Origin of the sequence: Aquimarina intermedia (genome assembly GCF_008124785.1) — a bacterium.
In the GTDB taxonomy this organism is placed as follows: Bacteria; Bacteroidota; Bacteroidia; order Flavobacteriales; family Flavobacteriaceae; genus Aquimarina; species Aquimarina intermedia.
Map to the genome: position 1 here is coordinate 49,776 of NZ_VNHU01000004.1, position 20,659 is coordinate 70,434.

The window sequence follows — 20,659 nt, forward strand, 5'->3', positions numbered from 1 at the left end:
TATACTTATGAATATTGAACAAATTTATACCGGATGTTTGTCGCAAGGTGCTTACTATATAGAAAGTCAAGGAGAAGTAGCCATTATCGACCCTTTGCGTGAGGTGAAACCTTATATGCTAAAGGCTGAAAATGATAAAGCAAAAATAAAATATATTTTTGAAACTCATTTTCATGCAGACTTTGTTAGTGGACATGTAACACTGGCCAAAGAAACCGGAGCTTCTATAATCTATGGCCTCAACGCAAATCCTACTTTTGAAGCCATTATTGCAGAGGATGGACAAGAGTTTAAACTTGGTAATATCACAATAATAGCGCTTCATACTCCTGGTCACACCATGGAAAGTACGACCTATTTACTCCGTGATGAAAAGGGGAAAGATCATGCAATTTTTAGTGGAGACACATTATTTTTGGGAGATGTAGGCAGACCAGATCTCGCTCAAAAAGCCGCGCATTTGACTCAGGAGCAACTTGCCGAAACTTTATTTGACAGTTTACGCAATAAAATTATGCCGCTTGCCGACGATGTAATAGTATATCCTGCACACGGTGCCGGATCTGCCTGCGGGAAGAACATGATGAAAGAGACCGTAGATACGTTGGGTAACCAAAAGAAAATGAATTATGCACTACGTGCTGATATGACAAAAGAAGAATTTGTAAAAGAAGTAACTGATGGTTTACTACCACCACCACAATATTTTCCTTTAAATGTAAAAATGAACAGAGAAGGCTACGCAGATATAGATCAGGTTATCAAAAAAGGTACGACTGCTCTCCATCCAGACACTTTTGAAGCCATGGCTAATGAGGCAGGTGCAATTGTATTAGATGTACGTCATCAAGATGAATACGTCAAAGGACATATCCCCCGCTCTATATTTATTGGTATCGATGGTGGGTTTGCTCCTTGGGTTGGAGCCTTAATCGCCGATGTAGCGCAACCGATATTGTTGGTAGCACCAGAAGGTAGAGTTGAAGAAACAATTACAAGACTATCTCGCGTAGGATTTGATAATACTTTAGGCTATCTTGAGGGAAGTTTTGAAGCCTGGAAAAAAGCTGGTAAAGATTTTGACACTATATCATCTATTTCGGCTGAAGAGTTTAAAACAATAAAGGAAGAAGAAGAAATACCTGTTTTTGACGTGCGTAAGGATGGAGAATTTACAGCTGAACATGTTGAGCAAGCTACAAATACTCCTTTAGACGTTATTAATGAGCATCTTAGTGAGTTTCCAGATAACAAAAACTTTTATGTTCATTGTGCGGGAGGGTACCGATCTGTAATAGCCGCTTCTATTTTGAAGAGTCGTGGAATTCACAATTTGATCGATGTGGCCGGAGGTTTTAATGCAATTAAAGAAGCGGGTGTAGAAACCACAGAATATGTGTGTCCTTCAACCTTAACCTCATAAGTCTTATGGAGTCTACGTTGGATTTTGACAGAGAGAAACATTGGGAAAATATCTATAATTCCAAATCATTTAATGAGGTGAGTTGGTATCAAAAGGTCCCTGATACAAGCTTGAAGTTTATAATAGATGCTAAACTCCCAAAGTCGGCTAAAATAATAGACGTAGGTGGCGGTGATAGCTTACTTGTTGATCATTTATTGCGTTTAGGTTACCAAAACATCACTGTACTTGACATTTCGCATAAAGCAATTGACCGGGCGAAGGAACGATTAGGTATTTTGGCGTCAAAAATAACCTGGATTGTTGAAGATATTACAAATTTTAAAACTTCACAACAGTATGATCTTTGGCATGATCGGGCAGTATTTCATTTTTTAACCAGTGAACATGATGTGCAAGCATACAAAAGTACACTCAATCATACCTTGACAGAAGATGGCAAAGCAATCATAGGAACTTTTTCTGAATCCGGTCCTACCAAATGTAGTGGTATTGAAATCAAGCAGTATTCTGATACTAGTTTAAAAAACACTTTTTCGCCTGATCTCCTGGCCACTTCGTGTGCATTCTTTGATCATAACACTCCATTTAACACCAAACAAAATTTCGTTTTCTGCAATTTTAAGAAATCAACTAACAATTTATAAATACTAACTTATGAATGCTATTTTTCAACCCTGGCCATGGTATGTTTCTGGTCCTCTCATTGCCTTAGTTATGATCGTTTTATTATTGATCGGTAAGAACTTTGGGATGTCATCAAATTTACGAACCATGTGTACCCTATGTGGTGCAGATAAGGCTGCTGACTTCTTTAAGTTTGACTGGAAAGCGCAGCGATGGAATCTTATTGTGGTTGTAGGTGTAATTATTGGCGGTTTTATCGGCGCAAACCTTTTATCAGAGACCACAGCAGTTGCTATTAATCCGGATGTAATAACAGATCTTAATCAAAAAGGATTTACTAGTGCAGGTGAGGCATATTTACCCGAATTGCTCTATTCGACAACAGTCTTTTCTGATATTAAAAATTTATCACTCTTAATTTTAGGTGGCTTTTTGGTTGGTTTTGGAGCACGATACGCCGGAGGATGTACTTCGGGTCACGCAATTTCAGGACTAAGTAATTTACAGTTGCCTTCGCTTATTGCGGTGATAGGCTTTTTTATTGGTGGCATTTTTATGATCCACGTTATCTTCCCATTTTTATTTTAAGCATATGAGATCTATTTTATATTTAATTATCGGTATTTTTTTCGGAATTGTCCTATTCAAATCAGAGGCTGCCTCTTGGTTTAGAATCTATGAGATGTTTCAGTTTAAATCTTTTCATATGTATGGCATCATTGGTTCAGCCTTAGTAATTGGCGTTATTGCCATTCAGATTATCAAACGCTTTAAAGTGAAGTCTGTGTACGGAGAAATCATCACAATTCCGCCAAAGGCAAAAAGCTTTAGTCGCTATATGTTTGGAGGAGTATTATTTGGTTTGGGATGGGCATTAGCCGGTGCATGTCCCGGTCCCATTTTTGTATTAGCGGGTGCCGGATATTTACCAATTTTAGTGGTCCTACTTGCGTCTATATTTGGCACATTCATATATGGAATTCTTAAAGATAAACTTCCCCATTAATGATTATACTTTTTCTTTAATTGATGTTAGTTCATAGGGTAAAGATTGCTCAGTTTCCCAAAATGTAAATGCATTAATGGTTGTACTAGCAATATTTATTAATGCCTCATCGGTAGCAAAAGCCTGGTGAGGCGTTAATAACACCTTGGGATGTGCTATCATCTTCTTCAACATTGTATCTTTTGGAGGATGGAGCGAATGATTATAAAAAAAGATGCCATGTTCATGTTCATAAACATCTGACCCATACCATCCGATATGGTTTTTATCTAATGCATCCATAATATCAGCAGTCTTAACCACTGCTCCTCTGGCAATATTAATTAACATCACATTTTTCTTCATCAGTGCAATACATGAGGCATCAATTAAATGATGCGTGTCCGATGTCAACGGAACACTAATAATGATAATATCACTCTCAGTACATAAAGTATCCAGATCTGTATATGAAACTCCGTATTGTTTTGACAATTCCTTATTTTCAACTATATCGTTTGCAATCAATTTGCATCCAAATCCTGATAAAATTTTAACGAGGACCTTCCCTATTCTTCCGACACCCAAAATGCCCACCTTTTTTTGGAACAAATCAAATCCCACCAAATTACTCAAGGAAAAGTTATATTTTTCAACATTTTTATTGGCAATTATTAATTTTCGATTCAGTGCTAATAGCAATGCCATAGCATGTTCTGCAATAGCATTTGGTGAATAATCCGGGGTATGGCTGATGCGTATTCCCAACTTTGTAGCAGCTTTAATATTGACATTATCATAGCCCGCTGATCGTAATGCAATATATTTTACACCAAAATCTCTTAATAACTCCAAAACCTTAGCAGAACCATCATCGGCAGAAAAGATTGAAATACCATCAAAACCAATCGCCATCATAGCCGTATCGGCTGCAAGTCTTTCCGGAACATAATGTAAAGTATGATGGTCATTGTTTGCTTTTTCAAGATAAGGTATCTCAAAATCCTTGGCACTGTAAATTAAGATTTTCATAGTATATTTTTTTGGCTAATGCGTACATCTATTGCTCATTCATCAATAAAGAAAAGGTCATCGGTTTCATCTGTCTCTGCACGCATCAATACGTTTTGTTCTTTGAGGGCCCAAATCAGGACTTTTATGTAATCATTTACTGCTTTTTCTATGCGTTGCGGCTCTGTAATATCAATAGAACCTTTCCATATGGTTTCTCGTTCCCGATCGGGGCAAACGCAGTACAGCGTGGACTCTGCATGATAGATTTTGTACTCATCATAATACTTTTCATTATGATAAATGTTTTGATTATTAAAATAATCGTCCTTAAAACTGTCAAACATACGATCCATATTTTTATATGCTTGGGCCAAGGTCACCTTCTCCTCTACGCCAACGACTTTTGAAATTAATATAGCATCGAACCCTTGCTCAATCAGATTAGACTCTAAGGTAAGTAGTTCCTTTTCTGTTTTGGGATCTTCTGTATAATTGGTTTCAAAAACCTTGTAACTTGCCAACGCTTTTATACCGTTATTTTCCAGTTGATTAACCAATTTCTTTTCAAAATTTTTTCTGCTTTTTTCATCTCTTGTCATCCCTACAACTAAGACTTTTTGAGCTTCAAAGATGTCGATATCCGGATGCTTCCAATTCTCAATAAGTTCACTGGAATTACAGCCTGAGAAGAGGATTCCGAAAAGTAATATCAAAATATGTTTAAAATTAATCATGTGTGCTAGGGTTGTTATGGACATTTAATAATGAATCTAATCGATTTGTTATTTTCTTAGCGTATAAAGGTGTATGTTCTATTATAGACTCTCCCGAAATCATATCAACATCTTTTAGACTGAAATTGTAACTTCCAATGGTGGAGAGAATTATTAACTTATTTAATTGATCTGGATGTTTTGCAATAAACTTTTTTACATTTTTAGGAGGGCTCGCATATTCCCATGAATTAATAATGATGAGCGCATCCCATTTATCAATTTTCACTGTAAAAAGGGTATACGCATCAATAATTTTAAAATAAATTGGTTCATTATGATAATGTTTAATAATATGCTGAACCAATGAGTCTTTAAATGCACTACCTTGAGAGGCAATTAAAACTTTATTTGGCAACGCTCTAGAATTTACCTCAAACGGAATGACAGTATCCATAGAATACGTGTAATCGTACCATATCCAAAAAGCAACGGACAAAAGGGAAAGCAAAATTCCTATTTTTATAAGGTTTCTCAAAAAGTTAGCTGCTTTATTAGTGTTAGTAAGACTATTTTAATAATCGTTTTTGTTTATTATGTTTCATAATTGTCTTGATCAAATCAAAAACTTGTCGCTTTACAGCTTTATACTCATTCAAATATTCAGTAACCTCAATGTATAACGACCTATTCTCTTCTTTATATTCTTTCTCTTCCTCCAACTGATTTATACCATCCATCAAAATGGTTAGTTTGTTGTGATGATTGATAATCTTTTTGAGCATGGGTTCAATTGCTTTGCGCTTATCAGACAATCCATTAATGACAGTTTTACTCTTCGCAAAATTTTTATCTGATAACATCTGCAGTGAGAAACTCTCCAATAATTCATCCAAAAAATGTTGTTCATCTTTAATAAATTTTAACTCAGAGATCCAGGTAAGGGCAATCTCATGCATTTCTTCAGGACTGCGCCATTCTATGTATTTTGGATTTATGGTTTTACTTTTCATCTGTTTGTTTTTTTATTGTTACTCTTCATAGATACATTTATATAAATCCTTCCTCCATATTCGCAACATGTATTAAAAACTATATTAAAAGTAGAAAGAAGCTGTTAATATGGTGTATTAAATCCATGCTTTCCTGTTCTTTAAAAACAGATAAAAGTTTCTCGAATTAATACTCATTGATGACAACTTCTTTCTATAGTACACCTATCCAATTTGAATGATCTTCTTTGGTAGTTCTTTGGCTTCCTCCTTTTTTGGTAATTTAAATTTTAAAATACCATTCTTATAAGTCGCCTTGACATCCTTTTTCTGATCTATAGTATTAGGTAATTGAAGTTTTCTATCAAACTCCCGGTAATTAAATTCTCTACGGGTATAGGTCTCATCTTCTTCTACTTCTTCTTTTTTAGACTTGGCGCACACATGGAGCATATCATCTTCCATAGTCACCTCAATATCTTCTTTGGAGTACCCCGGAACCGCAAGTTCAATCTCAAAATCGTCCTTATGCTCTTTTACATTCATTGCTGGAAGATCTCTATCTTTTACAAAGAAATCATCAGAGAAAAATTCATTGGTATCTAACCAATTAGATACGTTATCGTTGATCCAAGGAAATCGTTTTTTACTGAAATTAATTAATGACATAATGTTAAGTTTTAGATGTTATTATTTGTGTTTATTTTGATATGAAAGTACCGTTTAACTCACTCAGATAAAATGATAAAAATCATGTTATTTATATTTTAACAACAATATTATTGTTTCAAAATATTAGCTGTCACTTTGTAAATTTCATTTTTTTGTTGGTTAAACATCTTACAGAAATCCTTATAGATATATTTCATCTTTTTGTGATTCTTATTGTAATAGTGATCACATGATATGGTATCACATTCCATTAAACCTCCCAGCTGATTTTCATGCTGATGCAATTTTTCGTACAACACAGAAGATGCTTTTTCAATATCTTTGAGTTTAGTATTGAATCTTTCTAACAACTCATACAAATTGGGTACAGTTGGCTCAAAAGCCTTGGAAGCTAGCAACTTTTTGAGAAAATACAGTTCAACTCCCAATGCTTGAAGATTAGTTTTCCAATTCATTACTTCTAAATGAAAGGATTTAACTTCTTTATCTTCCATCTCCATCTCTGTTCTCATAGCTCTTACGTATTAAGTTAACACTCTAAAAGGATCAAAATCACGCTACATCCTATCCTTAAAGCAGCTTGTAGCGAAAGTAATTGAGCAACCACAAATTAACTATGACAAAAATCAGGAGAAAGCAAAAACTGTTATAAATCATCACAGATTTACCACCTCATTATGATTCGGTATTTTTACTCGCCAACTGTAAACATCCTTAATTTTAACACGTAAGCTGTCTAAGGCTGTTGCTTCGCCGTGTATTAAAAAAACCTGTTCAGGTATGTTTTTAATTTCATTGGTCCAGTCCAATAGCTCCGATTGATCCGCATGTGCTGATAAACTTTGATCATAAAAAATTCCGGCTCTTACAGGTATATACTTCCCAAATATTTTAATTTCGTGAGCGCCTTCTTGTAGTTGTCTTCCGCGAGTACCCTCTGCTTGATACCCTACCAAAAGCACCGAGGTATTTTGATTATCAATAAGTTGTTTTAAATAGGTTAAAACTCTACCCCCGGTAACCATACCGCTTCCGGCAATTACAATTTTTGGTGCAGGGTTGTCAATAACTTCCCAAGTCTCTCTATAAGAAGTTACGATATTAATATGTTCGAAGATATTACGCAGCTCCGGTAAAGAAATTTTATGCCATTCCGAAAAGCGTTCAAACACAGAAATAACCGAGTTGCCCATCGGACTATCTACATATATGGGTATATTAGGAATCTTATTCCTTTTATAAAGCGTCCACAAGATATACATCAGTGTTTGCAATCGTTCTACTGCAAATGAAGGAATTATTAAAGTTCCGCCATTCTGAATAGTCTCCTTAATGAGGTATATTAATTTTTCTTCTATATTCTCTTCTGGGTGACATTTATTACCATAGGTGCTTTCTAAAAATAAATAATCCGCCCATTGAGGTTTCTTAGGGTTTCTGAGTAATTTATCGTTTTTACGTCCTACATCTCCAGAAAAAACCAAGACTTTTCCATTAATTTCAAGCTCGATAAAGGTAGCACCAAGTATGTGACCGTTATAATTGAATCTATATCTGATATCCGTTGAAAGATCATACCACTCCCCTTCTTTCTTGTTTTTAAAACGTTGAATGGTTTGTTCTGCTTGCTTTATTGTGTAAAATGGTAGCGCTACTTCATGTATTGAATACCCCTCTTTATTAGCCTTTTCTGCTTCTTCTTCGTGAATTTTTGCACTATCTTTTAATATGATTTCGGTTATAGCCAAGGTTGGCGAGGTTCCTATGATGTCACCTGCAAATCCTTGTTGAACCAACCTGGGTAAATAGCCTGTATGATCTAAATGTCCATGGGTAAGTAATACTATATCAATTTGCGAAACATCTATTGGTAGTGGATCCCAGTTCAAACTTCTCAACTTCTTTATTCCCTGAAACATTCCACAATCTATGAGTATATTTTGTTGCGGAGTTTCAATATAAAATTTTGAACCCGTTACCGTCTCCGCTGCTCCCAAAAAATGTATTTTTATTGCTGTCATATTGTATTTTCAAGATTACAAAGCATGTCGATCTCACTCATGATTTTATTTTTACGAGTATCTGATATTCCCAAATGGTCTAAATAAAACGTATCTTTAATGAGTTGTCTCAATAACACGACATCTCGACTAAGCAAAAATTGTTTCTCTCTATTACTGAGTAAAGTGGATGTAGTAATGGGATACAATCCCAAACGATCGATACGATCTTTGAGCGCATCATTCTTGGGGTAATCCCAACTAAGTAATTGTAAATCGACACAACTCCCATATTGTATAGCATCTGTAGTGAATCTGGTGTTAGTCACTACCCATCCTTTGGTGAACTGTGGGAAATAGGATTTGGTAATTTCATTCTTTTTAAGGATATCTTTATAGCGCGAGTGAATATAGAGAGGGACTTTTACATTACAATTACGTCCTTCTTCACTATGATATTTACATTCGATTAATAGATGCTGCTGCTCCTTTTTTGCAATAACATCTACTTCGTGGGAAACGCAGTACCCCTGTATGATCTTGCCTACCTCAACAGTATACCCAGAAAATTTCAAAATCGCTGCTACAAAACGTTCAAATGGGAAACCCGTGGGACCCAATTCATAAATAGCTTTTTTTAATTTGTATTTTGAAGCATACACCGATTTTTGCTGTTTAAGCATGGCAAAGGCTCTATTATAAATTTCTTTGGTAGAAATCCCTTCATAAAGTTCATTGCGAACAGTATCCAAGATTTGCTGGATAATAGTATCATTTGCTCCACTACGTTGCAAGGACCTTCTAAGTTTTGTAAAGGAAAATTTTGCCCGTTCACCAGAAGATTTTATTACATCAATCTCTTGTGTTATCATATATGCATTGCTATAAGGTTAAAGCTAATTTCTGTAATATTCTCTAACCCAAGCCTTCATCTGATTGTCTGTCATACTATCAGCTTTCTGCACTTCTCGAAGCTTTTTTATGATCATAGGATGATTTTCACTTAGCTCTTTTCTAAGCTTTTCTCCCGTTTCTGCCGGACCAAAAATTACGATGCTATTTGCTTCATCAAGAAAAGGAATGATTTTTTTAAAATAAGCCTTTGTTTGATGCTTCTCTCTTTCCAAATATTTGCTGTCTTGCACCACATCCTGAGGTCCTCCTTTAAACCGAGTGCCCGATCCTCCTTGAATATGGAAATCTTCGATCTCAGAAAATACTGTTTCAATCGTGTCCTTTTCTAAATCAACAATTTTTGTTTTTTCTTTATCTATCCAAATACCTACATTTTTCATCAGTGTGTTTTTTAAAATTCTGTTTTTAGTTTCTCAAATCGTGTAATGCCAATACCGGAATTTTAGAATGATAACCCAAATCTTTTACCATAGGTCTGGACAAAATACTTCCAAAAAAAGTGTGCTTTTTATTAATAAAAGTAATCATGTCGCTCTGTCTACTCTCAACAAAGCAACTTAAAGCACTTTTAATATCTATGTTATGCAAGGTGTGGAAAGAGTATTCTAACCCATCAAAGTATTCTTCGAGCAATTGCTTATTGTTTTCCTGTTCGGGAGTGAGCTTTTCTTTATCCGTTACATGCAAAACGCGGATGGATGAATTGTTATACTTAGCAATGTCTATTAAGAAATCCAACTCTCTGCGTTTGACGTGAGTTTTTAAACTGGACGGAAATACAATTTCTTTTGGTTCCTTAAAGGAAACTTCTTTAGGTATTGCCAGTACCGGACAGTTTCTTATTTTCTCCATGACCAATACCGTATTACTACCATAAATTACGTTACTCGCATTGGTAGCACCCTGAGTACCCATCACGATCATTTCAATATCTTTCATCTCCACAGTATCCCGTATGGCTTCCAGTAAGGTATTAAACTGAGAAATGGGAATGTACTCATGATTGGGATTTTCCTCTCTCATCCCTAACCGCTCGAGAATTTTAGCCAATCCCTTGTCTGACTTTTCTTTTAATTCCTCATAAATTCTTTCGCCGGGTTCTGGCACCATCATACTGTCTAAAGCATAGCCGGTTGCATTAAAAGTGTTAAGAATATAAAATTCACATTGCTGATTTTTATACAGTTCAATTGCATATTTAATAGCGTTCCACGCGTTCATGGAAAAATCTGTTGGTAATAAAATTTTCTTTTTCATCTGTAGGAGATTAATGGTTGTGATTTTTGATTAGTTAAGAAGATATACTTTAGATATATCGTACTCAATAAAAGTAGTCCCTCAACCCTAATATAACTATGATATTTATCAGCTTAGACCAGGAATAACCATAAAAGGAATTTCCACGTGTAGTCCGATCTTTCTAATTACAGATTCGCGAGTCATTCGCTCAATAAAGCTATGCTTATAATTGACCATAAAGAGCATACGAATGTTATACTCCCTTATATAATTACTGATACTCTCTGATTTTTCTTTCTGTTTTTCTAACCAATGTACACTCACTTCTACATCTCCCAAATGCTCCAAGAGCTTATCATAATTGTACTGCTGGATTTCATCCAACTTCCCTGTTTCTCTAATATGTAAAATGTGTAATTCTGCTTTAAACATTTCCAGTAATCTAGTTATTGGTGCAATCTCATCTTTACCATAAAAGCGACGTAGATCGGTTGAAAAGGCTATATCTTTGGGATTAGTAAAAACATACTCACTGGGAATCATTAAGGTAGGACACAGCGTATTGCCTTGAACGACTCGTATGGTATTGCTTCCCAAAAGATACTCCTTAGCACGTGTTGCCCCTTGGGTTCCCATTACTACAAGGTCTATTTTCTTACGTTTGATTGTATTTTGTACAGTTTCAACTAATTTTTTTGAAATAGAAAGCGTTTCAAAACTATGGTTATAATCCTCACAATCCCGTGTGATCGCGTGTAGTGTTTCTGCCAAACCATCTTTGGATGCACAACTTAGTCTGGTATACAACACGTTTCCCTTTGTGGTATCTATTCTACTTGTAAGTATTGGTGTATCAACCTCAAAAGTATTTAAAAGATAAAATTTACACTCTTGATCCTTAAAAAGTCGTGTAGCATAGAATAAAGCATTGTAAGCATTTTGTGAAAAATCAGTAGGAACTAAAATGGTTTTCATAATAATTATATATTAAAATCTAATACATATAAAATTACTACGATCGAATGAACAGAACTATGACATAGATCAGGTATCTGAAGGAATTACCAGGAAAGGAATCTTGGTATTAAATGTTATTTTCCTGATCACTGCTTCCCTAATTAATTCTTCCAGAAAGCTGTGTTTATAATTAATCATTGCTAACATCTCAACATCCTCTTCATCAATAAAGCTCGTAATTCCTTTGGTAACACCAGAAAAGTTGGGGACCACATAAAATTCATACTCCAGATTCTTAAAGTAATTATCCAAAGCACCAGAATTGTAGTTTTGCACATGAGACAAGGAAGGCGCGTCATATATGTGTAACATACAAACCTTTGCACCAAACTGTTTTGCAATTTTCTTAATTGGTTTTATTTCTGCTTTATAATAAATCCTCTCAAAATCGGTAGCAAATACAATAGAACGGATGGGTGAAAAATTCACTTCATCAGGAATTACTAAAATTGGACACCTATCAACATTTTTAATGAGACTATGTGTATTGCTTCCCAAAAATAAAGCTCTGGCTCCCGTTGCTCCTTTGGTACCAATGCATATTAGCTCATACGTTTGTGTATTTACCATATCCTTAATAACGTCAACAAAATCCCCTTTTCTTGAATGAACATTGAACACGTGCGTGGAATCCGGATACGAGTTGGATATATCATCTAAGATACTGTTTAAACCCGCTTCCGACTCTTTTTTTATCAAATCCTGGAAAAATCCAATCCGTTGTGAACTTAAGGTGGTAGCTAATTGTGAAGGATGTACATCATAGACATGAACAATATCAAATTGACATGAGCTGCCTTTATACAATTGCATCGCATACACAATAGTGTTCCATGCATTATCAGAAAAATCTGTTGGAATCAATATTCTTTTATCAGTTTGCATAAGCTCTAGGATGATTGTAACCGCTTTTCTGACGGAATCACTAAAAACGGAATATTTGTATGGTAAGCGATTTGATTAATTACCGGTTTAAAAAGCAAGTTTTCAAAGAAGGAATGACGATTATGGATCATAATCAACAGATTAATCTTTATTTTTTTCTGAAAATCTTCAACAGCTTCCATCACATCCATACCGTCTGCAATATGAAATATATGGGCATTTGTTTTGAAATAGTCGTCTAGATATGCTTTCACTTCTTCTTGATGTGCATCTAACTTAACCCCGTAATACGCATTTAAAATATTCAATCGGGATCCGTGATCTTCACAAATATCTTTGATTAGCGGTAAAAATTCATTGGTAGTGTGCAGATTAAAGTCCGTAGGAAACAGTATTTCAAGTGGTTTTTCATATTCAAAATTATCAGGAACTGCTAACACAGGGCATTTAGCTTTCTTAATTGTATACATTGTATGCGTACCTATAAAAACTTCCTTCGCACCGGTAGCTCCCTTAGTGCCCATAATGATAAGATCTATAGAATATTTATCTATCATCTCCTTAATCTCACCTATCAACGTATTAAATGCAGAACATCGCACAAATGTAAAGTTTGAAGTATCAAATTCTTCTTTTATCTTATCTTCTGTTCGCTCGATATCCCGTTTAGAATTCATCATAGCCACATCCTCCATTCCATATAAGGTTGGATTTTCTATCAAATAGCCTGTGTGGTAAGATACCGGTGTAAATGTATTTAGTAAATAAAAAGTAACTTCTTCCTTCTTCAACAACTGCATAGCATAACGAATGGCGTTCATCGCATTGTCAGAAAAATCAGTGGGTAATAAAACATTTTTCATAAATTTAGATTTAAAATTACGTAGTTATCTGCTTAGATTCTGCATAACGAAAAAAGGAACTTTTAAATGCAATCCTATTTTATCTATCGTTGATTGATATAATATACTTTCCAGATACGAATGTCTTGAGTTAATCATAACAAGCATTTGAGCTCCGTAATCATCAATACATGTATTGATTGCCGTTGTTAAATCATCAGAATCTCGTGTATGAAATTTTATTTCATTATCAGACAACGCTTCCTCTAGAAAAGCCTTATTATCTTCTTGACGAATAGCTAATTTTTCAAATTTGGATACATATAAGCAATGGATAATAGATCGATAACTCTTTGATAAAGAATGCAAAATTTTCAACTCTCTACGCTTATAAGGCAACCTAAAATCAGTAGGAAACAGAATGGTTTTAGGCCGGATATAGTTATATCCTGAAGGTATGGCCAACACAGGACATTTTACATATTTTAATACCTGAAGGGTATGACTTCCAAAAGTGATTTTACGGTCATCGGTTTTACCGCGAGTTCCCATAATAACCACATCAATATTTTGTTCGTCTACCAACTCATTAGTCTCATCTACCAAGTTGCCAAATCTGGACAAGGTCTTATAGGTATGTCTCGGATTAGGTGATATTTCAGCGAGTTTTTTAAGTAATGCAGCTAGCGCGTTTTCAGACGTTTGAAGCACCGAGGCCTTATAATCATCTAATAGCTCACGTGAGATTACACTGTTATTATCATATACCTCATCAGCATAAGCATGCATAATAAAAAACTCACATCGTTCATACTTAAAAAGTTCTACAGCATAGTGTAAGGCGTTCAATGCGTTATCAGAAAAGTCAGTGGGAACTATAATTTTTTTCATCAGGCAGATTTTAAAACGACGTTGGTTACAAATCTATGGGTATCTGTACTGCTTAACTATGACTTTTATCAGCTTCGCAAATACAATCAGTAACCGCTTACTTTTATCATAACTTTATAAATAAACCCTGCTGAAATCCTTAACTTTAAAAAGAACATCAAAGTTTAAAGAAATGCGTACCATTACAAAAGCTGTGATATCATTAGCTACCCTGCTGCTTTTACTTGTAGTAATACTATCGGCCTATAATGCTCCATTCTTCTGGGTATATATAACGGTCTGCTGCGGACACCTATTTTTTATCTGGATGGTATATTATATTCTAACAGATAAACGTACGTCCACGAAGACTTTTGATGATTGGTATGAAGATCACACAATAAAGGATATAGAATAGATAGTTACTTTTTACTGATATATATCATATTATACTATTCGATTTCCTTGGATTTTTGCATATAAAAGTTCTTTATGAGCGATTCCTTATGCTATCATTGCGGAGATTCTTGTGATACGACGCCTATTCAATTTGATGAAAAAATATTCTGCTGCTCCGGTTGTAAAACCGTCTACGAGATATTTACTGATAATGACCTTACCTGTTACTATGATTTAGAACAGACCCCGGGTAGTACACCTGTTGATATTAAAGGGAAGTACGATTACTTAGATTCTAACGAAATTATTCATAAACTTTTAGACTTCACCGATGAAACTACGCAGGTAGTAACCCTGTATATCCCAAAGATTCATTGTAGCTCATGTATCTGGATCCTCGAAAATTTACATAAGCTAAAAAGTGAGATCAAAAATTCTCAAATCGATTTTCCAAAAAAAACAGTTAGAATCACCTACGACGCAGTTAATTTTTCACTCAAAGAGGTGGTTTTACAACTGAGTTCTATTGGGTACGAACCCTATATTAGTCTTGACGATCATGCGACAATAAAAAAAAGTATAGATCGCAGTTTATATTATAAATTGGGTGTTGCGGGTTTTGCTTTTGGCAATGTGATGTTCTTGTCTTTTCCCGAGTATTTTGAAGTATCCGAATTTTGGTTAGATCAATACAAGTACGTTTTTAGGTATCTCATGCTGGCATTTTCGATACCGGTAGTTTTTTATGCCGGTCAGGAGTATTTAGTTTCAGCGTACAAAGGCATACGTGCAGGTGTGCTCAACATTGACATTCCGATTGCACTGGGAATTATAGTACTCTTCACTCGCAGCACTGTTGAGATACTTATGGATTGGGGAACGGGCTTCTTCGATAGCCTGACCGGACTTATTTTTTTCTTATTACTTGGTAAGTTTTTTCAGCAGAAAACCTATTCTTTTCTGTCGTTTGAAAGGGATTATAAATCCTACTTTCCTATTGCAGTTACCAGAATTACTTCCGACAGGTATAAGAAAGAAGAAACTATTCAAATCTATGATATTAAAAAAGGCGATCGATTGCTTATTCGTAACCATGAACTTATTCCGGTAGATAGCATTTTAATTGAAGGGGATGGTCAAATCGATTATAGCTTTGTCACAGGAGAAAGTAATTTGGTTCATAAAGAATTAGGAGACTCACTATTTGCCGGAGGCCGTCAAAGTGCAGGAGCATTGCAAATTGAAGCCTTAGAATCCGTAGAACAGAGTTATCTGACGCAACTATGGAGCAACGATGTATTTAATCAAGATAAAGACTCGCGGTATACTAATATCACCGACACCGTTAGTAAATATTTTACAATCACGATACTTATGATTGCTTGTATAGCTACTGCTTATTGGATATATGCAGATGCCAGTCAGGCAGCACAAGTATGTACCGCCATTCTAATAATCGCATGTCCGTGTGCACTAGCGCTAGCCAGACCTTTTGCACTGGGTAACATGCTACGCATTTTTGGAAAGCAAGGTTTTTTCCTCAAAAACAGTACTGTAATAGAGCGTTTATCTCAGTTGGACACGCTTGTTTTTGATAAAACCGGGACCATGACTACTAACACCGGAGATGCCGTATTCTATACCGGTAAAGATTTGAATGCTGATCAATCGGTCTTATTAAACACAGCACTTAGAGCCTCCAATCATCCTTTGAGTAGGTCATTATATGCTGCTTTGAACGCTAATGAAGTTGTTTCCTTAGATGCTTATAAAGAATATCCCGGTGCCGGTATTGAGGCCATCTATAAAGATATAATCCTTCGTATTGGATCGGCTTCTTTTACAGGGGTACAAACCTCTTATTCGCATCTGGATACGACAGTACATATTGCTATTGATCAGGACTACAAAGGACACTACACCTTTCACAATACTTATAGACAGGGCTTATCTACCCTTTTCTCAAAATTAATTGGAACGCATCGCTTATTTATACTGTCAGGGGATAATGCCGGCGAAGCTTCTTATTTAAAACGTTTGCTGCCTACAGGTATACAGACATACTTTGATCAAAGGCCAAAAGATAAACTAGACTTTATTCAAAAACAGCAACAGGAAGGTAAAAAAGTTGGGATGATTGGCGACGGACTCAATGATGCCGGAGCCTTGGCTCAAAGTGATGTTGGTATTGCTATATCCGAAGATATCGCCGTGTTCTCCCCCGCTTGTGATGCCATTATGGATGCTGCTCAATTTGATAGAATTGACTATTTCACTTCCTTATCCAAAAAAACGATTACCATCATCAAGAGTAGCATTATACTCTCTTTTCTTTACAATATCGTAGGCTTATACTTTGCCGTTACCGGTCAATTATCACCGCTTATCGCAGCTATATTGATGCCTCTTAGCTCTATATCTGTCTTAGTCTATGTGACGCTACTCACCAATTGGGTGGCAAAGAAAAGAATCAAGATACGACCAGTCGCTCCACTCGAAAATCACAAAAAGTCATTTTCATTCAATAGCTGATAAATGTCATTAATTAAGAAAACTTTCACAAGTATTTTTGAATCCTAAACAAAAAAGTATGGGAGTTATTTATGTCTTACTTACGATTAGTATTCTTGTAGCGATTGTGTTTTTTATAGCGTTTATCATATCCATCAAAAACGGCCAATATGATGACACCTATACCCCCTCGGTACGAATGTTATTTGATGACGAATTAATTAAAACTCCCGTTGAACCCTCAACTTCCAATAAAAAACAATCCTGATACTATGGAAATGGAAAAATTCTACTACGATAATCAAATCGTAAAAAAATTCTTGTACGCTACAATGCTTTGGGGTATTGTTGGCATGTCAGTCGGGCTACTGCTGGCATTTATGTTCTTATTCCCCAATCTGACCGATGGCATCTCATGGCTTAGTTTTGGTCGCTTACGTCCGTTACATACCAATGCTGTTATTTTTGCCTTTGTGGGTAATGCGATTTTTGCAGGAGTCTACTACTCTACGCAGCGCTTACTCAAAACCCGTATGTTTAGTGACGCACTAAGTAACATTAATTTCTGGGGCTGGCAATTGATTATTGTGGGAGCTGCTATTACGCTTCCTCTCGGGTACACCACCTCAAAGGAATATGCAGAACTCGAATGGCCTTTCGATATTGCTATTGCAGTAATTTGGGTAGCTTTTGGTTGGAATCTTATCGGCACAATCTTAAGGCGTAGACAACGGCACATGTATGTGGCTATATGGTTTTATCTCGCCACTTTTGTTACCGTAGCCGTACTTCATATATTTAATAGCTTAGAACTGCCCGTAAGTGCCTTAAAAAGCTATTCAGTATATGCCGGAGTACAAGATGCACTGGTACAATGGTGGTATGGTCATAATGCTGTAGCCTTCTTTCTTACTACGCCTTTCTTAGGCTTGATGTATTATTTCATTCCAAAAGCTGCAAACAGGCCTATTTATTCCTACCGCTTATCGATTGTGCATTTCTGGTCACTAATTTTTATCTATATCTGGGCAGGGCCACATCATTTACTATATTCTTCGCTACCTGATTGGGCGCAAAATCTGGGGGTTGCCTTTTCTATCATGCTGATCGCTCCCTCTTGGGGCGGTATGATCAATGGATTGTTGACGCTGCGTGGTGCCTGGGATAAAGTGCGAACAGATCCTGTGCTCAAATTTATGGTGGTGGCTATCACCGGATATGGTATGGCCACATTTGAAGGGCCTATGTTATCGCTTAAAAATGTAAATGCTATTGCTCATTTTAGTGACTGGGTCATCGCACACGTACATGTAGGAGCACTTGCCTGGAATGGTTTCTTGACCTTTGGGATGGTATACTGGTTAGTACCGAGAATGACAAAAACTAAACTATGGTCTGTCGGACTCGCTAATGTTCATTTTTGGATTGGTACACTGGGAATCATAATGTATGCCTTACCGATGTATGTTGCAGGTTTTGTGCAAGCGTCCATGTGGAAACAATTTAATCCTGATGGAACCTTAACCTACGGTAACTTTCTAGAAACTGTCAATGAAATCATTCCCATGTATTGGATGCGCGCCATTGGCGGAAGTCTTTTTATCCTGGGTGCGTTTGTCATGTTGTACAACGTAATCATGACGATACGTAGTGGTAGTAAGGTTACAGATGAACTGGCTGAAGCTGCTCCCTTACAACGTGTTACCAAACATAGGACTGTGGGCGAAGGCTATCATACCTGGCTGGAGCGTAGACCAGTAAAGCTTACCATATTTGCTACCATCGCAATTCTTATTGGGGGTGCTGTACAAATTGTGCCTACCCTACTTGTGGAGTCTAATATTCCAACCATCACAAGTGTCAAACCTTATACGCCCTTAGAACTGGAAGGAAGGGATATTTATATCAGAGAAAGTTGTGTTTCTTGTCACTCGCAGATGATTCGGCCTTTCCGTAGTGAAGTAGAACGCTATGGGGAATATTCAAAAGCGGGAGAATATGTATATGATCACCCTTTTTTATGGGGAAGTAAACGTACCGGTCCGGATCTCTTCCGCGTAGGCGGAAAGTATTCTGATAACTGGCACCTTAATCACTTCTATGATCCGCAAAGTACGTCTTCCGGATCAATTATGCCAAGCTATAAATGGTTGATAATTGACGAGTTGGATCGTACCAATACAGAGACCAAAATGGAAGCTATGGTAACGCTGGGAGTTCCTTACACCATAGAAGAAATTAATCGTGCACAACAATGGATGGACGAACAGGCAACGCAAATAGAGAAAAATCTGTACAGTGATCCTGATTTTGCTAAAGCTTACGACGCAGACAAAAAGTTTGCTCAGGAGAACGGTGAAGAGTTTGTCGAGATGCGCAATCGAGAAGTCGTGGCGCTTATTGCTTATATCCAACGCCTAGGTACGGATATAAAAGTGAAAAATAAAGAAATGATTGTTGAATCTAACGCTAACTAATCATGTTGAAATTTATAAAAGGACATATGGAAAGTATCGACGGTATCGAGATCTATCCAATGATCTCACTACTCATCTTTTTTATATTCTTTACAGTGCTCTTTTGGTGGATATTCACTGCAAATAAAGCTTATATCAAAGAAGTAAGTAACCTACCATTAGAAACTAAAAATCAAGATATTACATGAGAACACTATCATCCTACCTTAGAGTACTGGCATTTGTCTGCATCACCTATATTTTAATTCTGTTGACTCAAGACAGCGCCAGGGAAAACTCGTTAGTCACGCAGCCGGTTTTTTGGGTGGTTATGAGTATCGTATTGCTAATCGCTGTAGCTATTGAGATTTGTGTGGCTGCTTTACAAAGCATCCTTTTCAGATCGCTTAAACCGGAAGCACAAGAACGGTATTTAACAACCGAAAGCGAACGTAAAGCAAAACAATTTGTCTGGATAAAACGAACCTATCTCAAATTGGTAGATAGCACTCCTGTTGACGAAGAGGAAGAAATAATCCTGGACCATAATTATGATGGTATCAAGGAGCTTGATAATAACCTACCCCCATGGTGGGTCTATGGTTTTTATGCTTCCATCGTGTTTGCTGTTGTATATATGGTTCGTTTTCATGTCTTTGATGATTATACACAAGCCGAGGAATACGAAACTGAAGTTGCCGAAGCCAAAGTTGCTATTGCGGAGTATAAAAGAACTGCCAAAAATTTTGTGGATGTAAACTCGGTAGTCATACTGACAGATCCCGCTGATTTAAAAGCTGGTAAGGCTGTATTCGAAAGCAATTGCGTGGCTTGCCATAAAGCAGATGGCGGCGGTGGTATCGGACCCAATCTAACGGATGCGTATTGGATTCTAGGCGGCGGAATCAAAAATGTATTCAATACCATATCTGAAGGTGGACGCGATGGTAAAGGTATGGTCGCCTGGAAACAAATTCTTAAACCGGCAGAAATGGCGCAGGTCTCAAGTTACGTGCTTTCACTTAATGGCACTACGCCGTCAGAACCCAAAGAGCCGCAAGGTGAACTTTGGACAAAAGTGGTTGGGAAGTAGACAAGA

General features: G+C 36.4%; 24 protein-coding genes. 10 read left to right on the forward strand and 14 right to left on the reverse strand.

Translation table 11 applies throughout. The annotated features are described in order from the left end of the window. Window positions 1–7 precede the first annotated feature (7 nt). From BD809_RS07515 to BD809_RS07530, 4 genes are read left to right on the forward strand one after another with little or no spacing between them, the layout of a single operon-like run. A complete protein-coding gene (locus tag BD809_RS07515) occupies window positions 8–1,423 on the forward strand; it encodes an MBL fold metallo-hydrolase (protein WP_148782360.1) in 1,416 nt (471 codons plus the stop codon). Between the two features lie 5 nt (window positions 1,424–1,428). Then, window positions 1,429–2,070 carry a class I SAM-dependent methyltransferase gene (locus BD809_RS07520; protein ID WP_148782361.1) on the forward strand — a complete coding sequence of 214 codons (642 nt, stop codon included), beginning with the start codon at window positions 1,429–1,431 and terminating at the stop codon, window positions 2,068–2,070. 10 nt (window positions 2,071–2,080) lie between these two features. After that, window positions 2,081–2,638: a YeeE/YedE family protein gene (locus BD809_RS07525; protein ID WP_148782362.1), complete on the forward strand. Its 558-nt coding sequence runs from the start codon at window positions 2,081–2,083 to the stop codon at window positions 2,636–2,638. 4 nt (window positions 2,639–2,642) lie between these two features. After that, window positions 2,643–3,056 (forward strand): DUF6691 family protein, encoded by a 414-nt coding sequence (locus tag BD809_RS07530; RefSeq protein WP_148782363.1) that lies wholly within the window; start codon window positions 2,643–2,645, stop codon window positions 3,054–3,056. Between the two features lie 3 nt (window positions 3,057–3,059). Here the strand turns inward: BD809_RS07530 and BD809_RS07535 are convergent, their stop codons facing one another. From BD809_RS07535 to BD809_RS07600, 14 genes are all read right to left on the reverse strand, one after another. After that, window positions 3,060–4,067, reverse strand: coding sequence for a 2-hydroxyacid dehydrogenase (locus BD809_RS07535; RefSeq protein WP_148782364.1), 1,008 nt, complete (start codon window positions 4,065–4,067; stop codon window positions 3,060–3,062). A 35-nt stretch (window positions 4,068–4,102) separates the two neighbouring features. Continuing rightward, a complete protein-coding gene (locus tag BD809_RS07540) occupies window positions 4,103–4,783 on the reverse strand; it encodes a hypothetical protein (protein ID WP_148782365.1) in 681 nt (226 codons plus the stop codon). Beyond that, the gene (locus BD809_RS07545) at window positions 4,776–5,300 is read right to left on the reverse strand and encodes a hypothetical protein (RefSeq protein ID WP_148782366.1); all 525 of its coding nucleotides are present in this window, start codon (window positions 5,298–5,300) and stop codon (window positions 4,776–4,778) included. The genes BD809_RS07540 and BD809_RS07545 overlap by 8 nt, the downstream gene beginning before the upstream one ends. Before the next feature lie 31 nt (window positions 5,301–5,331). After that, window positions 5,332–5,775 (reverse strand): hypothetical protein, encoded by a 444-nt coding sequence (locus BD809_RS07550; RefSeq protein WP_148782367.1) that lies wholly within the window; start codon window positions 5,773–5,775, stop codon window positions 5,332–5,334. A gap of 204 nt (window positions 5,776–5,979) precedes the next feature. Then, on the reverse strand, window positions 5,980–6,423 hold the full coding sequence (locus BD809_RS07555; protein WP_148782368.1) for an Hsp20/alpha crystallin family protein: 444 nt from the start codon (window positions 6,421–6,423) through the stop codon (window positions 5,980–5,982). Between the two features lie 110 nt (window positions 6,424–6,533). After that, window positions 6,534–6,938 carry a hypothetical protein gene (locus BD809_RS07560; protein ID WP_148782369.1) on the reverse strand — a complete coding sequence of 135 codons (405 nt, stop codon included), beginning with the start codon at window positions 6,936–6,938 and terminating at the stop codon, window positions 6,534–6,536. A gap of 144 nt (window positions 6,939–7,082) precedes the next feature. Continuing rightward, window positions 7,083–8,447 (reverse strand): MBL fold metallo-hydrolase RNA specificity domain-containing protein, encoded by a 1,365-nt coding sequence (locus BD809_RS07565; RefSeq protein WP_148782370.1) that lies wholly within the window; start codon window positions 8,445–8,447, stop codon window positions 7,083–7,085. After that, window positions 8,444–9,298 (reverse strand): ATP cone domain-containing protein, encoded by an 855-nt coding sequence (locus BD809_RS07570; protein WP_148782371.1) that lies wholly within the window; start codon window positions 9,296–9,298, stop codon window positions 8,444–8,446. Before BD809_RS07570 ends, BD809_RS07565 begins: the two co-directional genes overlap by 4 nt. A gap of 24 nt (window positions 9,299–9,322) precedes the next feature. Continuing rightward, window positions 9,323–9,721 carry a hypothetical protein gene (locus BD809_RS07575; protein ID WP_148782372.1) on the reverse strand — a complete coding sequence of 133 codons (399 nt, stop codon included), beginning with the start codon at window positions 9,719–9,721 and terminating at the stop codon, window positions 9,323–9,325. Window positions 9,722–9,746: 25 nt separating this feature from the next. Continuing rightward, window positions 9,747–10,598: a universal stress protein gene (locus tag BD809_RS07580; RefSeq protein ID WP_148782373.1), complete on the reverse strand. Its 852-nt coding sequence runs from the start codon at window positions 10,596–10,598 to the stop codon at window positions 9,747–9,749. Between the two features lie 108 nt (window positions 10,599–10,706). After that, window positions 10,707–11,555, reverse strand: a complete 849-nt coding sequence (locus BD809_RS07585; protein ID WP_148782374.1) for a universal stress protein — start codon at window positions 11,553–11,555, stop codon at window positions 10,707–10,709. A gap of 69 nt (window positions 11,556–11,624) precedes the next feature. Continuing rightward, window positions 11,625–12,482, reverse strand: coding sequence for a universal stress protein (locus BD809_RS07590; protein WP_148782375.1), 858 nt, complete (start codon window positions 12,480–12,482; stop codon window positions 11,625–11,627). 5 nt (window positions 12,483–12,487) lie between these two features. Next, entirely contained in the window at window positions 12,488–13,345 is an 858-nt protein-coding gene (locus BD809_RS07595; protein ID WP_148782376.1) for a universal stress protein, read from the reverse strand. 24 nt (window positions 13,346–13,369) lie between these two features. After that, the gene (locus tag BD809_RS07600; RefSeq protein WP_148782377.1) at window positions 13,370–14,215 is read right to left on the reverse strand and encodes a universal stress protein; all 846 of its coding nucleotides are present in this window, start codon (window positions 14,213–14,215) and stop codon (window positions 13,370–13,372) included. A gap of 172 nt (window positions 14,216–14,387) precedes the next feature. On the opposite strand from BD809_RS07600, the gene BD809_RS07605 reads away from it, so the two are divergent. From BD809_RS07605 to BD809_RS07630, 6 genes are all read left to right on the forward strand, one after another. Then, a complete protein-coding gene (locus tag BD809_RS07605) occupies window positions 14,388–14,612 on the forward strand; it encodes a hypothetical protein (RefSeq protein WP_148782378.1) in 225 nt (74 codons plus the stop codon). A gap of 74 nt (window positions 14,613–14,686) precedes the next feature. After that, a complete protein-coding gene (locus BD809_RS07610) occupies window positions 14,687–17,125 on the forward strand; it encodes a heavy metal translocating P-type ATPase (RefSeq protein ID WP_148782379.1) in 2,439 nt (812 codons plus the stop codon). Window positions 17,126–17,183: 58 nt separating this feature from the next. Further along, a complete protein-coding gene (ccoS, locus tag BD809_RS07615) occupies window positions 17,184–17,372 on the forward strand; it encodes a cbb3-type cytochrome oxidase assembly protein CcoS (protein WP_148782380.1) in 189 nt (62 codons plus the stop codon). 4 nt (window positions 17,373–17,376) lie between these two features. Next, complete coding sequence (gene ccoN, locus BD809_RS07620; RefSeq protein ID WP_148782381.1) at window positions 17,377–19,581, forward strand: cytochrome-c oxidase, cbb3-type subunit I; 2,205 nt, start codon at window positions 17,377–17,379, stop codon at window positions 19,579–19,581. 2 nt (window positions 19,582–19,583) lie between these two features. Next, window positions 19,584–19,769 (forward strand): CcoQ/FixQ family Cbb3-type cytochrome c oxidase assembly chaperone, encoded by a 186-nt coding sequence (locus BD809_RS07625; protein WP_148782382.1) that lies wholly within the window; start codon window positions 19,584–19,586, stop codon window positions 19,767–19,769. Further along, complete coding sequence (locus BD809_RS07630) at window positions 19,766–20,653, forward strand: cbb3-type cytochrome c oxidase N-terminal domain-containing protein (protein WP_148782383.1); 888 nt, start codon at window positions 19,766–19,768, stop codon at window positions 20,651–20,653. The genes BD809_RS07625 and BD809_RS07630 overlap by 4 nt, the downstream gene beginning before the upstream one ends. Window positions 20,654–20,659: the final 6 nt, after the last annotated feature.